Genomic DNA, 13,089 nt, shown 5'->3' with positions numbered 1-13,089 from the left:
CGAGTGGTTCCTGACCCAGAAGCTCTCCTGGAACCAGACCAACAAGCTGCCCCACCACACCTTCTGGTGGGAGGGCATCGACGGCTCCCGGGTCTTCACCCACTTCCCGCCGGTGGACACCTACAACGCCGAGTTCTCCGGCCAGGAGATGGCCCACGCCGTACGCAACTACCAGGACAAGGGGCGCGGCACCCGCTCCCTGGCACCCTTCGGGCACGGCGACGGGGGCGGCGGGCCCACCCGCGAGATGATGGAGCGGGCGCGCCGGCTGGCCAACCTGGAGGGCTCCGCGAAGGTCGTCATCGAACACCCCGACGACTTCTTCGCCGCTGCCCGGGCCGAATACCCCGACGCCCCGGTGTGGACCGGCGAGCTCTATCTGGAGCTGCACCGCGCCACCTACACCTCGCAGGCCCGCACCAAGCAGGGCAACCGGCGCAGCGAGCATCTGCTGCGCGAGGCGGAGCTGTGGTCGACGGCCGCCACGCTGCAGGCCGACCGCCCCTACCCGTACGAGCGGCTCGACCGGCTGTGGAAGACGGTGCTGCTCCACCAGTTCCACGACATCCTGCCGGGCTCGTCCATCGCCTGGGTGCACCGCGAGGCGGAGGCGGAATACGCCAGGGTGGCGGCGGAGCTGATGGAACTCACGGCGGAGGCGATGGCGGCGCTGGGCGGTGCCGCCGCGCCTGGATGCGCCGTGCGGGTGTTCAACACCAGCCCCCGCCCGCGCGCCGAGGTCATCGCCGTCCCCGCGGGCACGGCCGAGGGCCAGCCGCTGGCGGACGGCACCGTCGCGGTCTACGCGCGGGTGCCGGCGTCCGGCGCCGCCCCGCTGACCCCCTCCGCGACCGCGGCCCCGGCCCCCGAGCCCGTCACCGTCATCGGTGGCCGCGTCCTGGACAACGGCCTGGTCAGGGTCGAGCTCGCCGAGGACGGCACACTCGCCTCGGTACGGGACCTGGTGGCCGGCCGTGAGGTCCTGGCGCCGGGCGTCGCGGGCAACCTCCTGCGACTCCACAGTGACCTGCCCAACTACTGGGACGCCTGGGACATCGACAAGCACTACCGGCAGCGCTGGACCGATCTGCTCGACTCGGACGCGGTCACCGTCGCCGAGCAGGGCCCGCTGCTCGGCGCGCTGCGCGTGGAGCGCGCCTTCGGCAGGTGCGGCCGCTCGCGCATCGTCCAGACCATCACCGTCCGCGCGGGCAGCCGCCGTATCGACTTCGCGACCGAGATCGACTGGCACGAGGCCGAGAAGATCCTCAAGGCCGCCTTCCCCATCGACATCCACGCGGACCGGTCGACCGCCGAGATCCAGTTCGGCCATGTCCACCGACCCACCCACACCAACACGAGCTGGGAAGCGGCCCGCTTCGAGGTCTACGGCCACCGCTGGGTGCATGTCGCCGAACCGGGCTACGGCGTGGCGGTCCTCAACGACTCGACCTACGGGCACGACGTGGCCCGCACCACCCACGAGAGGGGCGAGGGCACCGGCGGTACGACGACCACCGTCCGGCTCAGCCTGGTGCGCGCCCCGCGAGTGCCCGACCCCGAGGCCGACCAGGGCATCCATCGCTTCACCTACGCCCTCCTGCCCGGCGCGACCATCGAGGACGCGATCGCCGAGGGCTACGCGCTCAACCTCCCGCTGCGCGTCGCCGACCCCGGCGCGGCCGTGGCCCCGATCGTCACCACGGACGGCCCGGCCGCCGTCGTCGAGGCGGTCAAGCTCGCCGACGACCGTTCGGGCGATGTGGTGGTGCGGCTCTACGAATCGCTCGGCGGCCGTACCCGCACCACGCTGCGCCCCGGCTTCACCCACACCGGCGCCACCGTCACCGACCTGCTGGAACGCCCGCTCACCGAGGCCCAGGACGTGCTGAGGACCGATGCGGACGGCAATGTCACGGTGAATCTGCGCCCGTTCCAGATCCTGACCCTGCGGCTGAAGAGGAGCTGACACCATGGCCATGCGACCGTGGTTCCCCGACGCGAAGTTCGGGATCTTCATCCACTGGGGCATCTACGCCGTGGACGGCGTACAGGAGTCCTGGTCCTTCTTCGAGGGCGACGTCCCGCACGAGACGTACATGGCGCAGCTCGACCGGTTCACCGCGGCGCGGTACGACCCCCGCGCATGGGCCGCCCTCTTCGCCCGCGCCGGAGCCCGCTACGCCGTGCTGACCAGCCGCCACCACGACGGCGTCGCCCTGTGGGACACCACCCACGGCGACCTGAACGTGGTCCGGCACACCCCGGCCGGCCGCGACCTCGTCGCCCCGTACGCCGAAGCCCTGCGCGAACAGGGCCTGAAGGTCGGCCTCTACTACTCGCACAGCGACTGGAACCACCCCGACTACGCCTCCACCCGCTACGAGGGACGGCCGCCCGAGCAGGAGAACAACCCGTACGCCGAGGTCCCGAAGGAAGCGGAGGACCTCGACGCCTGGGCGCGCTACCTCGCCTACCGCGACGGCCAGGTGCACGAGCTCACCACCCGATTCCGCCCCGACCTGCTGTGGTTCGACGGCGAGTGGGAGCGCACCGAGGAGCAATGGGGGATCCGCGAGCTGGCCCGGCTCATCCGCGCCGAGGTCCCGGACTGCGTACTGAACGCGCGCATGCTCAGCGAGGGCGACTACGCCACCCCCGAGCAGGGCGTGCCGATCGAACCGCCCCCCGGGCCCTGGGAGCTGTGCCTGACCTTCAACGACTCATGGGGCTTCCAGCACCACGACCACAACTACAAGACGACGACCCAGCTCATCCGCTACTTCACCGAGACCATCGGCGCGGGCGGCAATCTGCTGCTCTCCGTGGGCCCGAAGGAGGACGGCACGATCCCCGATGAGCAGGTCGAACGCCTCGAAGGGATGGGCGACTGGATCGCCCGGCACGCCGACGCGGTGTACGGCACCGTCGCGGGCCTGCCCGCCGGCCACCACTACGGCCCCAGCACCCTCGCGGCCGACCGCCGCACCCTCTATCTGACGGTCTTCGACATCCCGCGCTCGCCCATCGGCGTACGGGGCCTGGTGACCCCCGTACGCCGGGTGACCGTCCTCGGCACCGGCACCGAACTCGGCCACCAGGTGATCGGCGGCCTGCACGAGGTCCCCGGCGTGCTGTGGATCGACCCGCCCGCGGCCGCCGACCTCGACGACCACGCCACCGTCCTGGCCGTCGAACTCGACTCCGAGCTGGAGCTGTACCGGGGGCACGGCCGGTCCTGAGGGGAGGGGTCTGACCCATCGCTTCCCGGGCAAGTGGCCGCGCTCGTCGCGTTCCTCGTCTCAGGCCGCCTGCTCCACATGGCGACTTGAAGCAGGACGGCCACTTGCTCCCCGTAGCCACACGCAGGTTTCGGCCGTGTGGAAGGATCGGCCCATGTGTTCACGACTGGCGTTCGGGGACGAGTTGCGGGCCGAGCTGGGATCACCCAGGAGCGCTCACAGGCTGGGCAGCAGCCCGCGTTCGCGTGTGTGGCGCGTTGAGTTGCCGGAGACATCGGCGGTGGTGAAGCAGATCGTCGACGGGCCCGACGCCGACGAGCGCTACGCCCGCGAGGTGGCCGCCCTGCGGCTCGCCGCCCGAGCCGCGACGCCCATCGTGCCCGCGCTGCTTGCCACCGATTCCGGCGAGCGGGTGCTGGTGCTGGAGCATCTGGATCACCAGCGCCCGGCCCCCGACTGGATCGTCGACTACGCGGAGGCACTGGCACGGCTGCATGCCACCGCCCGCCCGGAGGACGCCGGAAGACTTCCGCGCTGGCAGGGCCCGAACCGGGCCGACATCGACTCCTTCCTCGGGCTGGCCGTGGCGCTCCAAGTACCCGTTACGCCCGGTGTTTCCGACGAACTCGATGACCTCGTGAACCGACTCGACCAGGCACCCGGCCATGCCCTTCTCCACGGGGATCCCTGCCCCGGGAACGACCTCCACACCGCCACGGGGATCAGATTCATCGACTTCGAGCAGGCATCACTGGGCAGCGGTCTGATGGAGCTGGCCTATCTCCGTATCGGCTTCCCGACCTGCTGGTGTGTCACTTCGGCCGCCGAGCCACTGCTGGAACGGGCGGAGCGCGCCTACCGCACGGCGTGGCACACCGCGACCGGTGCCCAGATCCAGGACGGCCTTGCCGACGCGTGTACCGGCTGGCTGCTCCGCGGCGACGCGCTGGTCAAGCGGGCAGACCGGGAAAGCGATGACCATCTGGCCCGGATTCCGCAGCGGGACTGGACGTGGGGCACGGCGACAGCCCGGCAACGGCTCGTCCACCGGCTCGGTGTCGTCAGCAAGCTGACCGCCGACCACACCTCTCTCAGCGGCGTCAGCCGCCTCACCACCGGTATGCGCCAACACATGCTCACTCGCTGGCCGGCACTCCGGCCGGTCCCGGCAAAGCGACCGTAGAGCCCGGCCGACACCCCTGGCCGGGTCCGGTGGAAGCGCCGAAACCTCGTACGTCACATGCGTCTCGGAGATCGGCGTTTCGGCCAACCATCGGTACCGCACGGCGGCGCCGGCACGGCGACCGCACGCTCGCGGCCCTTGCGGCTCAAGGGCTCCAGCACGTCCGGAATCGAGTGCGTTCGATTCCCTCTCCGCGTCGTTATGCCGTGCACTGCCGAGCCATCCAGGCGCGGCACCCACCCCCAGGAGGGATGCAGGTGACGATGACCGACGCCTCGACCGCACATACGAAGACGCCGCCCCCTCCACCCCCGGCCACCATCACCTTCGAAGGCCAGTACGGCAAGAACCCGCTGGCCGAGGCCAATTTCCGGGCGATGTGCAGGCGCCTGCCCGCCGTGCTCGGGCACACCGCGCGGATGGCCTGGGCCGTCGACAAACCCGGCGTCGTGCTCCTGCTCGTCTGCCAGCTCCTCACCGGTGCCGCGGCCGCCATCGTCCTCACCTTCACCGCGCGGGCCATGACCCATATCCTCGGCACCGGCACCGTGTCCGAACGCCTGCACGCCGCCGTGCCCGCCCTGATCGTCGTGACCGCCGCCGCGGGCCTTGGCCGGATCAGCGGCGCCCTGTCCTTCTATGCCGACGGGCGCATCACCCCCCTGCTGATGACCGAAGCGGACGTCGCGCTGGTCTCCGCCGTATGCCGCGTCGAAGCCTCCGCGTACGGCGAGGACGGATTCGCCGACCGGCACGAGGCCGCCGAGGTCGGCGTCACCCGCACCCGGATGATGGTGCAGGACGCCCAGCGGTTGATGGCCGCCCTGGTCCGTATGATCGCCGCGAGTGGAGTCATCACCGCGCTCCACTGGCTGATGCTCCCGCTGCTCCTGCTCGCGGTGCTCCCGGCCGGCGCCGGCGCCGTGCTGTCCGCGCGCGTCGACTACGAGACCCACTACCTCAACGTCGGCGACCGCAATGTGCGCTCCATGATGCGCTGGTGGGCCACCTACTCCCGCTACGGCGACGAGGTCCGCGCCAACGGGATGACCGGCTACCTCCTCTATTGGTACCGCGCCCTGTCCGACCGCATCGACCAGCGCGTCCTCACCGCCGCTCCCCGCATGCTGCGCATCGCCCTGGCGACCAGCACCCTGGGCGGGTTCTTCCTGCTGTGCACCTGGGCCACCCTCGCGTGGCTGGCCACCACCGGCCGGGTCGCCCTTCCGGTCGCGGCCACCGCGGTGGTCGCCGTCCAGACCACACTGGCCGCCCTCTCGCAGTTCGTGATCCACGGCGCGGCGATGTTCCACACCTCCCTGTACCTCGCCGATATGCGGTCCTTCCTCGACATGGCCGCCGAACGCGCCCCGCAGCGCGGCGAGTTGACGATCCCGGAGCGCGTCGACGAGATCAGGCTCGACGAGGTGGTCTACCAGTACCCCGGCAAGGAGGAGCCCGCCGTCGACGGCGTCTCGCTCACCCTGCGCCGCGGCGAGATCCTGGCCATCGTGGGGGAGAACGGTTCGGGAAAGTCCACCCTGGCCAAGCTCATCACCGGCATCCTGCTCGCCGACAAGGGCCGCGTCCTGTGGGACGGCACCGACCTGGCCCAGGCGGACCCCGACGCGGTGTGGAAGCGCACCGCCCTGGTCCCGCAGAACTTCGCCTGCTGGCCCCTGCGCGCCCGCGAGAACATCACCCTGGGACAGCCGAAAACCTTCGACGACGCACCCGTGTGGCAGGCCGTCGACGCCGTCGGTATGCGCGAGGCGGTCGAGAAACTTCCCCGGCAGCTCGACACCCTCCTGGCACGTGAACTCTTCGGCGGCGCCGAGCTGTCCGGCGGCCAGTGGCAACGGCTGGTGTGCGGCCGCGCCCTGTACCGGCGCACACCGCTGCTCATCCTGGACGAACCCACCTCACAGATGGATCCGCGAGGCGAGCACCAGATCTTCCTGGAGATCAAGCGCATCGCCGCCGAGCGCATGACCATCGTCGTCACGCACCAGCTCGAGAACACCCGCCTAGCCGACCGCATCCTGGTCATGCGTGAGGGACGCGTGATCGAGCAGGGCGGTTACGAGGAACTGGCCGACGCGGGGGGCCTGTTCGCCGAGCTCGTCGCCCTGGCCAAGGACCGATGAGCTGAGGAATCCCCGGCGCGCCGGCGTACACGGCGCGCCGGGGCGCGGGCCTCTGCCACGGACCGGCCCGCGCCGGAAGGCTCCGGTCCGCGGTGGCCGCGCGCAGCCGCACGCGGTCAGTTCGGGTCAGCCTCCGGGGCGGGTGACCAGGCGGCCCCGGACCTCGCCCTTGCGGAGCCGGTCCAGGCCCTCGTTGAGGTCGGCGAAGGGGATCTCTTCCACGATCGGGGTGATCCGGCCCTCCGCGATGAAGCCGAGCACCTGGCGGTATTCGTCCTTGCCGGCGCCGTAGGAGCCGCGGAGTTCCACGCTCTTGTGGACGAGGCTGCCGTTGGAGAAGGTCGTGGTCCTGGTGCCGAGGCCGACGACGACCACGCGGCCCAGGCGGCGTACGGCATCGATCGCGTCGGACGTGGTGGAGCCCACGCCCGCGAAGTCGATGATGGCGTCGGGCCGCAGGTCCGCCAGCGCGGTGACGTCGGTGAAGCACTCGCGGGCGCCCGCCGCGCGGGCCGCCTCGAAGGTGTCCGGGTTGATGTCCACGCCGTAGACCGTGGCCCCCGCGATCACTCCCGTACGGACTCCATTGAGGCCGAGGCCGCCCAGGCCGACGACAGCGATCACCTCGCCCGGTCTGGCCCGAGCCTCGGTGCGGACCGCGTGGTAGGCGGTGACGACCGAGTCCGTGGCGACGGCCGCATGGACCGTGGAGACGTTGTCGGGCAGGGGGACGAGTGTGGAGGCATGGGCCACCAGGCGTTCGGCATAGCCGCCGTCGAGGCCGATGCCCGGCGCGTAGGACGCCTGTACCTTCGGGTGCGCGATGATCGCGACGGCCACGCGGTCGCCTGTCGCATAGCCCTCCACCCCCTCGCCGAGGGCGGAGACGGTGCCCGCGACCTCGTGGCCGAGTGTGAAGGGCGGTCGGACGATGGGCTCGATCATGCCGTCGATCACATGGATGTCGGAGTGGCACAGCCCGGCTGCCTCGACGTCCACCACCACCCAGCCCGGACCGGCTACCGGGTCCGGCAGTTCGGCACCCCGTAGCGGGGCACCCTTCGCCACGTACCGGAAAGCCTTCATCGACTACTCCCAAGCTCAACTGAGACGAACCGCCGCCGCAGCCTACCGCTGTGTCAATTGCCGCTGATGAGCGGGCGGTTGGCTTTGGCTGGGCGGCGGAGATGTCATCGGTCGCGGGCGTACGCGTCGGCCAGGGCTGCGAAGGATTCCTTGGGCTCCCAGTGCCAGGGAGAGTTCGGATCCGCCGGGCGGTCCCGGATCACTTTCACCAGGCTGTAGCCGGCCATGTCCAGGTCGAGTCGCGGCTCGCGGCGGTGTGGGGCGTCGGGCGTGAGGAAGGTATAGGCCATGGCCGCGTAGAGGTTCATCGACTCGAACACGCCGAACACGTCGGTGAGGTAGCCGGCCTGGGTGTGCTCGCTGCGTACCAGTCCCTTCTTCACCTGCGGTGGCGTTGTGGTGTAATCAACGACGTCCCAGGCCATGCCGCCCATGCGCGGTGCGCCCTCGAAGGTGCAGGAGCCGAACTCGGTGATCGCGAGCGGCTTGCCATGACGCTGATACGTGCGCAGCTCCCGGACGTGCCCGGAGGGGTTCGGGTACCAGCCGTAGTAGTCGATGCACACCAGGTCGAACAAGTCCCAGTCCACGTCCTCGTCCTGCGCGGCTCCATACGACAGGGGTCCGTGGAAGACCGAGCGGCCGACGGCGGCGGCCCGTGAGGTGAAGCTGCGCAGTCGCTCGGCCGTTTTCACCGGGTCGTAGTTGCCCTTGACCAAGTTGTCGATCCGTTCGACCGCGGTGGCGCCGGGCACGATTCCGGGAACGAACAGCATGAATTCACAGCCGACGTTCAGATGCACCCGCACGCCCTGCCCGCGCAGTCGTTCCGCGAACCGTCCGGTCTCCGCGAGGTGGTCGAGGATGTCCTGGGCGGGCACATCGCCCAGGGTCGGCTCCAGCCAGACGTGCAGACCGTTCTCGGCCGCCTCGGCCGCCGTGCGCGTGAGACGTTCGAGGCCATCGCCGGTGATTTTCACCGTGTCGGCGTGCAGCTCGCGGCGGATCGACCGCAGATCGGCCCGGGTACGAGCCGCGCTCCATCCCGTCGCCGGTGTCTCGCCCTGCCCTACTTCATAGACGACCCCGCGATAGCGCACGCCGCCCGGCCTTGCGTCCCCCGGCCGCCCCCGATCCGCCGAGGCGGGTGTTCTGTTCTGCCACTCCGCCGCGGCGGCGTACCCCGCGGGAAGCGCCGCACCGACTGCGGCCGCCCCCGCGAGCCGCAGCAACCGCGCCCTGCTGATCTGGGCTGCACCCATCTCGTTCTCTCCCGTCTCATCGAATGGCAGCAGCCTGCCGGGGTCACCGGAATCGGCACCATTCGCCGATGGTCTGCAAAGAGGGAGAAGGCGCTGGGACGAAAGACCTGCCGCCATTGCCGAAGGAACGACCCGATAGGCCGTATCGGACCACGGCCCCGGCACCGAAGCGACGGTCGGCGCCACCTGCCTGTGCCAAGTGGCCAAGGCGGTCTGGCCGATAGGCCGATGTGCCGCCCTCGCGGCCCGCATACCCTCACCTCATGACCAACGGCCTCGACCTCGCCCTCCCGGCAGGCCGCACCTGGCGCGACTGGGCGGTGGACGCGGTGCTCTTCTGCGCGGCCGTCTTCCTCGGCATGGTCGTCCTCGGCGTGGTGAAGGAACAGGGCGAGCTGTCGGACCGGGCGGCGGAACTGGACCCGCTGCTGGGGCTCGTGGCCTGCCTCGCGCTGTGGTGGCGGCGCCGTTTCCCGCTCGCCGTGGGCCTGATCGGGCTGCCCGCGGTGGCGCTGGCGACCAGCGCGCTGCCCGCGGGCGCGGTGATCGTCACCAACTTCGCACTCCGTCTCCGCTGGCGGCAGGCACTGCTGACGCTCGGTGCGTACGTGGTGTGCATGGTGCCCTCCGGCCTGCTGCTGTACGGGCGGGGTGCGGACCTGTTGACCGATGCCGTCTTCTGCCTGGCCTACCTCCTGACCACCTTCGCCTGGGGCTATGCCCTGCGCTCCCGGCGGCTGCTCCTCCAGCGGCTGCGTGCGGACGCCGAGCGGGCCCGGGCCGAACACGAACGCCGGCTCGCCGACGCCCGCCGCGGCGAACGCCAGGCCATCGCACGTGAGATGCACGATGTGCTGGCACACCGCATCTCCCTGCTCTCGGTGCACGCGGGCGCGCTGGCCTACCGCACCCGGCAGGCGCAGGCCGGTGCCGGACCCGCGCTCGACAGCGTGGAGGTCGCCGAGAGCGCCGAGGTGATCCGGTCGAACGCGCACGAGGCCGTGGAGGAACTGCATGAGGTGCTGCACCTGCTGCGCGCGGAGGACGGTGGTGAGCCGGTCTCGCTGCTGCCACGGATCGAGGACATCGGCTCTCTCATCGCGGACGCCCGCGCCACGGGGCAGCCGGTGGACTTCCGCCCCGAGCTGACCGCCGACGCCGTCCACGAGCTGCGGTGGCAACTGCACCGCACCGTCTACCGCGTGGCCCAGGAAGGTCTGACCAACGCCCGCAAGCACGCGCCCGGCGCACCGGTCAGCGTGTGCCTGACCGGTGGCCCGGGCCGCGGCCTCACCGTGGAGGTCCGCAACGAACTGCCCGCCGCTCCCGGCACCGACGAGGCGATCCCGGGCACCGGCGCCGGGCTGACCGGGCTCGCCGAACGCGTCCGTCTCGACGGCGGGACCCTCGACCACACGGCCGCCGACGGCACCTTCACACTGTGCGCCCGGCTACCGTGGTCCGCGAGGTGACGCCATGATCCGAGTGCTGCTGGCCGACGACGACCCCCTGGTACGGACCGGGCTGAAGATGATGCTGGGCGGGGCGGACGACATCGAGGTCGTGGCGGAGGCGGCCGACGGTGCCCGGGCAGCCGCCGCCGTCGGCGAACACGAGCCCGATGTGATCCTCATGGACATCCGGATGCCCGTCATGGACGGCCTCGCGGCCACCCGCGCACTCACCCGCCACGGTGCGAAGGCCCCGCAGGTGATCGTGCTGACCACCTTCGACGAACACCGCCTGGTCGTGGAGGCGATGCGCGCGGGCGCCGCCGGGTTCCTCGCCAAACACACCGCGCCCGAGGACATCGTCGCCGCGGTACGCCGGGCCGCTCGCGGTGAGCCCGCGCTGTCGCCGTCCGCCGCGCGCGCCCTGATCGAGCACGCGGCGGCCGGACCGGACGACCGGGCCGAACACGCCCGGCAGCAACTGGCGTTGCTCACCGAACGGGAGCGCGAGGTGGCCGAGGCGGTTGCCGAGGGATTGTCCAACACCGACATCGGCACCCGCCTGCACCTGTCCCTGGGCACGGTCAAGGCCCACCTCTCCAGCGCCCTGGCCAAACTGGACCTGGACAACCGTGTCCAGCTCGCACTCCTCACCCACGACGCTCGCCCGCGGTCCTGACCGGGGCGGGCGGATCGTGGCCGCGGGCAACCGCGTCTTCTGCCGATCGCGGCAGGTCAGAGGTAGAAGCGGGACAGACTCTGCACCACGGCCGCGGGCTTCGTGCCGCCGTCCGCCTCGATCGTGCCGTCGACGGTGATCTGGACGCCGCCGGGTACGTCCTCGACCGAGGCGAGCCGGGCGGTGAGCCGTAGCCGGGATCCGGCCCGCACCGGTGCGGGAAACCGCACCTTGTTCAGGCCGTAGTTGACCTTGGTGGTCACGCCCCGTACGTCCAGCAGTCCGGTGAAGAGGGGGATGAACAGGGACAGGGTGAGGTAGCCGTGCGCGATCGGCGCGCCGAAGGGGCCCTTGGCCGCCCGCTCCGGGTCGGTGTGGATCCACTGGTGATCGCCGGTGGCGTCGGCGAAGGTGTCGATGCGGTCCTGTGTGACCTCGATCCACTCGCTGGTGCCGAGGTCGCTGCCGGCGAGCTTCTTCAGTTCGTCGAGGCCGTTGACGGTGATGCTCATGTGTCGGCTTCCTGTTGCGGGTTCGGGGTGCCGTAGCGGTGGCGCACCCGGGACTTGAGGAGCTTTCCGGAGGCGGTGCGCGGAAGTTCGTCCGCGACCACGACGGATTTGGGGATCTTGTACTTGGCGAGCCGTCCGGACAGCGATGCCAGCACCTGCTCCGGATCGAGTTCGGTGCCCGCTGCCGGGACGACGACCGCGCGGGGCACCTCGCCCCACTTCTCATCCGGTACGCCGATCACCGCGCACTCGGCGATGCCCGGGTGGGTGAGGAGGAGGTCCTCGATCTCGGCGGGGTAGATGTTCTCGCCACCAGAGATGATCATGTCTTTGATGCGGTCGACGATGTACACGTAACCGTCCTTGTCGACCCGGGCCGCGTCCCCGCTGCGGAACCAGCCGTTCGCGAAGGCGGCCTCCGTCTCCTCGGGCAGCCCCCAGTAGCCGGACATCACATGTGGTCCGCGCACCACCACTTCGCCGGTCTCGCCGATGTCGACCGGGGTGAGATCGGGCCGTACGACCTGTACGTCGCTGAAGAAGTGCGGTACGCCAGCCGATCCCGCCTTGCCGGTGGCGTGTTCGGTGTCCAGGGAGAGTGCGCCGGGTGCGGCCTCGGTCATGCCGTAGCCCTGGAGGAAGGTGAGCCCGCGCTGCTGGTAGGCGGCGATGAGCGGGCTCGGCACCGGTGATCCGCCGCAGGTGAGGATGTGCAGCGAGGACAGGTCGGCGTTGGCCCAGCGGGGGTGCCGGGCCATCTGGTCGAACATCGTCGGCACCCCGAACATGAAGGTGATGCGGTGCCGTTCGATCAGGTCGAGGGTCGCTTCCGGGCCGAAGGCTTCCACCAGGACGCAGGTGCCGCCCTTGAGCAGTACCGGCAAGGTGATCATGTTCAGACCGGCGGTGTGGAACAACGGGGCGGATACCAGGGCGCGTTCGTCGGCGAACAGGTCGTGGTCGACCAGGACATTGACGGCGTTCCAGGTGATGTTGGCGTGGGTGAGCATCGCGCCCTTGGGGCGGCCGGTCGTCCCCGAGGTGTACATGATGAGGCAGGTGTCGTCGGGAGTGACCGGTTCGTCGATCGGCTCGGCCGACGCGGCTGCCAGGGCTTTTTCGTACGCGTCGCCGGTCTCGAGGCAGGTCCGTACGCCGGTGCCGGTGGGCAGTGCGGCGACGAGCCCGGCGTGTGCGGGGCCGTGGATGAGGGCCTTGGCGCCGGAGTCGGCGAGCTGGTAGGCGATCTCGGGGGCGGCGAGGCGGGTGTTGAGGGGGACGAAGACGGCGCCGAGCAGGCCGGCGGCGAACAGGGTCTCCAGATAGGCGGGGTGGTTGGGGCCGAGGTGGGCGACGCGGTCGCCGCGTCGGATGCCTCGGGTGCGCAGGGCGTGGGCGAGGCGGGTGGTGCGTGTGTGCAGGGTGCGGTAGTCGATCGACCGCTCGTCGTGGATCAGGGCCGTGCGATGCGGGGTTTTACGGGCCCGGCGTGCGGGCCACGACCCCAGTCCCTCGTTGCGCATCTGG

The 13,089-nt window shown here is 70.8% G+C and carries 10 protein-coding genes; 6 read left to right on the top strand and 4 right to left on the bottom strand.

Translation table 11 applies throughout. The features are described from left to right. From KN815_RS02940 to KN815_RS02925, 4 genes are all read left to right on the top strand, one after another. Positions 1 to 1,969: alpha-mannosidase (locus KN815_RS02940; protein WP_253208712.1), on the top strand; the 1,969-nt coding region annotated here is incomplete at its 5' end. A gap of 4 nt (positions 1,970 to 1,973) precedes the next feature. Then, entirely contained in the window at positions 1,974 to 3,242 is a 1,269-nt protein-coding gene (locus KN815_RS02935) for an alpha-L-fucosidase (RefSeq protein WP_216339850.1), read from the top strand. Between the two features lie 154 nt (positions 3,243 to 3,396). Next, complete coding sequence (locus KN815_RS02930) at positions 3,397 to 4,425, top strand: aminoglycoside phosphotransferase family protein (RefSeq protein WP_216339848.1); 1,029 nt, start codon at positions 3,397 to 3,399, stop codon at positions 4,423 to 4,425. Between the two features lie 263 nt (positions 4,426 to 4,688). Further along, a complete protein-coding gene (locus tag KN815_RS02925) occupies positions 4,689 to 6,572 on the top strand; it encodes an ATP-binding cassette domain-containing protein (RefSeq protein ID WP_216339856.1) in 1,884 nt (627 codons plus the stop codon). Positions 6,573 to 6,698: 126 nt separating this feature from the next. Here KN815_RS02925 and KN815_RS02920 read toward each other — a convergent pair whose 3' ends face one another. Together KN815_RS02920 and KN815_RS02915 are read right to left on the bottom strand one after the other, a co-directional pair. Next, positions 6,699 to 7,658, bottom strand: coding sequence for a zinc-binding dehydrogenase (locus KN815_RS02920; RefSeq protein WP_216339846.1), 960 nt, complete (start codon positions 7,656 to 7,658; stop codon positions 6,699 to 6,701). Positions 7,659 to 7,762: 104 nt separating this feature from the next. Further along, entirely contained in the window at positions 7,763 to 8,920 is a 1,158-nt protein-coding gene (locus KN815_RS02915; RefSeq protein WP_216339854.1) for a glycoside hydrolase family 113 protein, read from the bottom strand. A 263-nt stretch (positions 8,921 to 9,183) separates the two neighbouring features. Here KN815_RS02915 and KN815_RS02910 point away from each other — a divergent pair, with 263 nt between their 5' ends. Together KN815_RS02910 and KN815_RS02905 are read left to right on the top strand one after the other, a co-directional pair. Beyond that, a complete protein-coding gene (locus KN815_RS02910; RefSeq protein WP_216339844.1) occupies positions 9,184 to 10,392 on the top strand; it encodes a sensor histidine kinase in 1,209 nt (402 codons plus the stop codon). Between the two features lie 4 nt (positions 10,393 to 10,396). Beyond that, the gene (locus tag KN815_RS02905) at positions 10,397 to 11,050 is read left to right on the top strand and encodes a response regulator (RefSeq protein WP_216339842.1); all 654 of its coding nucleotides are present in this window, start codon (positions 10,397 to 10,399) and stop codon (positions 11,048 to 11,050) included. A gap of 56 nt (positions 11,051 to 11,106) precedes the next feature. On the opposite strand, the gene KN815_RS02900 is transcribed toward KN815_RS02905, so the two are convergent. After that, positions 11,107 to 11,562 carry a MaoC family dehydratase gene (locus KN815_RS02900; RefSeq protein WP_216339840.1) on the bottom strand — a complete coding sequence of 152 codons (456 nt, stop codon included), beginning with the start codon at positions 11,560 to 11,562 and terminating at the stop codon, positions 11,107 to 11,109. Continuing rightward, positions 11,559 to 13,085: an o-succinylbenzoate--CoA ligase gene (gene menE / locus KN815_RS02895; protein ID WP_216339838.1), complete on the bottom strand. Its 1,527-nt coding sequence runs from the start codon at positions 13,083 to 13,085 to the stop codon at positions 11,559 to 11,561. Before menE ends, KN815_RS02900 begins: the two co-directional genes overlap by 4 nt. Between the last annotated feature and the right edge of the window lie 4 nt (positions 13,086 to 13,089).

It is taken from the genome of Streptomyces niphimycinicus (assembly GCF_018883605.1).
Classification (GTDB): Bacteria; Actinomycetota; Actinomycetes; order Streptomycetales; family Streptomycetaceae; genus Streptomyces; species Streptomyces niphimycinicus.
Note: the sequence above shows the minus strand (reverse complement) of the source record. Positions and strands in the feature narration are given on the sequence as shown.

Excerpts from the sequence above, each read along its gene's own strand:
- KN815_RS02915 (WP_216339854.1), bottom strand. The coding sequence starts at position 8,920 with ATGGGTGCAGCCCAGATCAGCAGGGCGCGGTTGCTGCGGCTCGCGGGG.
- KN815_RS02905 (WP_216339842.1), top strand. The coding sequence starts at position 10,397 with ATGATCCGAGTGCTGCTGGCCGACGACGACCCCCTGGTACGGACCGGG.
- KN815_RS02925 (WP_216339856.1), top strand. The coding sequence starts at position 4,689 with ATGACCGACGCCTCGACCGCACATACGAAGACGCCGCCCCCTCCACCC.
- KN815_RS02935 (WP_216339850.1), top strand. The coding sequence starts at position 1,974 with ATGGCCATGCGACCGTGGTTCCCCGACGCGAAGTTCGGGATCTTCATC.
- KN815_RS02910 (WP_216339844.1), top strand. The coding sequence starts at position 9,184 with ATGACCAACGGCCTCGACCTCGCCCTCCCGGCAGGCCGCACCTGGCGC.
- KN815_RS02920 (WP_216339846.1), bottom strand. The coding sequence starts at position 7,658 with ATGAAGGCTTTCCGGTACGTGGCGAAGGGTGCCCCGCTACGGGGTGCC.
- menE (WP_216339838.1), bottom strand. The coding sequence starts at position 13,085 with ATGCGCAACGAGGGACTGGGGTCGTGGCCCGCACGCCGGGCCCGTAAA.
- KN815_RS02900 (WP_216339840.1), bottom strand. The coding sequence starts at position 11,562 with ATGAGCATCACCGTCAACGGCCTCGACGAACTGAAGAAGCTCGCCGGC.
- KN815_RS02930 (WP_216339848.1), top strand. The coding sequence starts at position 3,397 with ATGTGTTCACGACTGGCGTTCGGGGACGAGTTGCGGGCCGAGCTGGGA.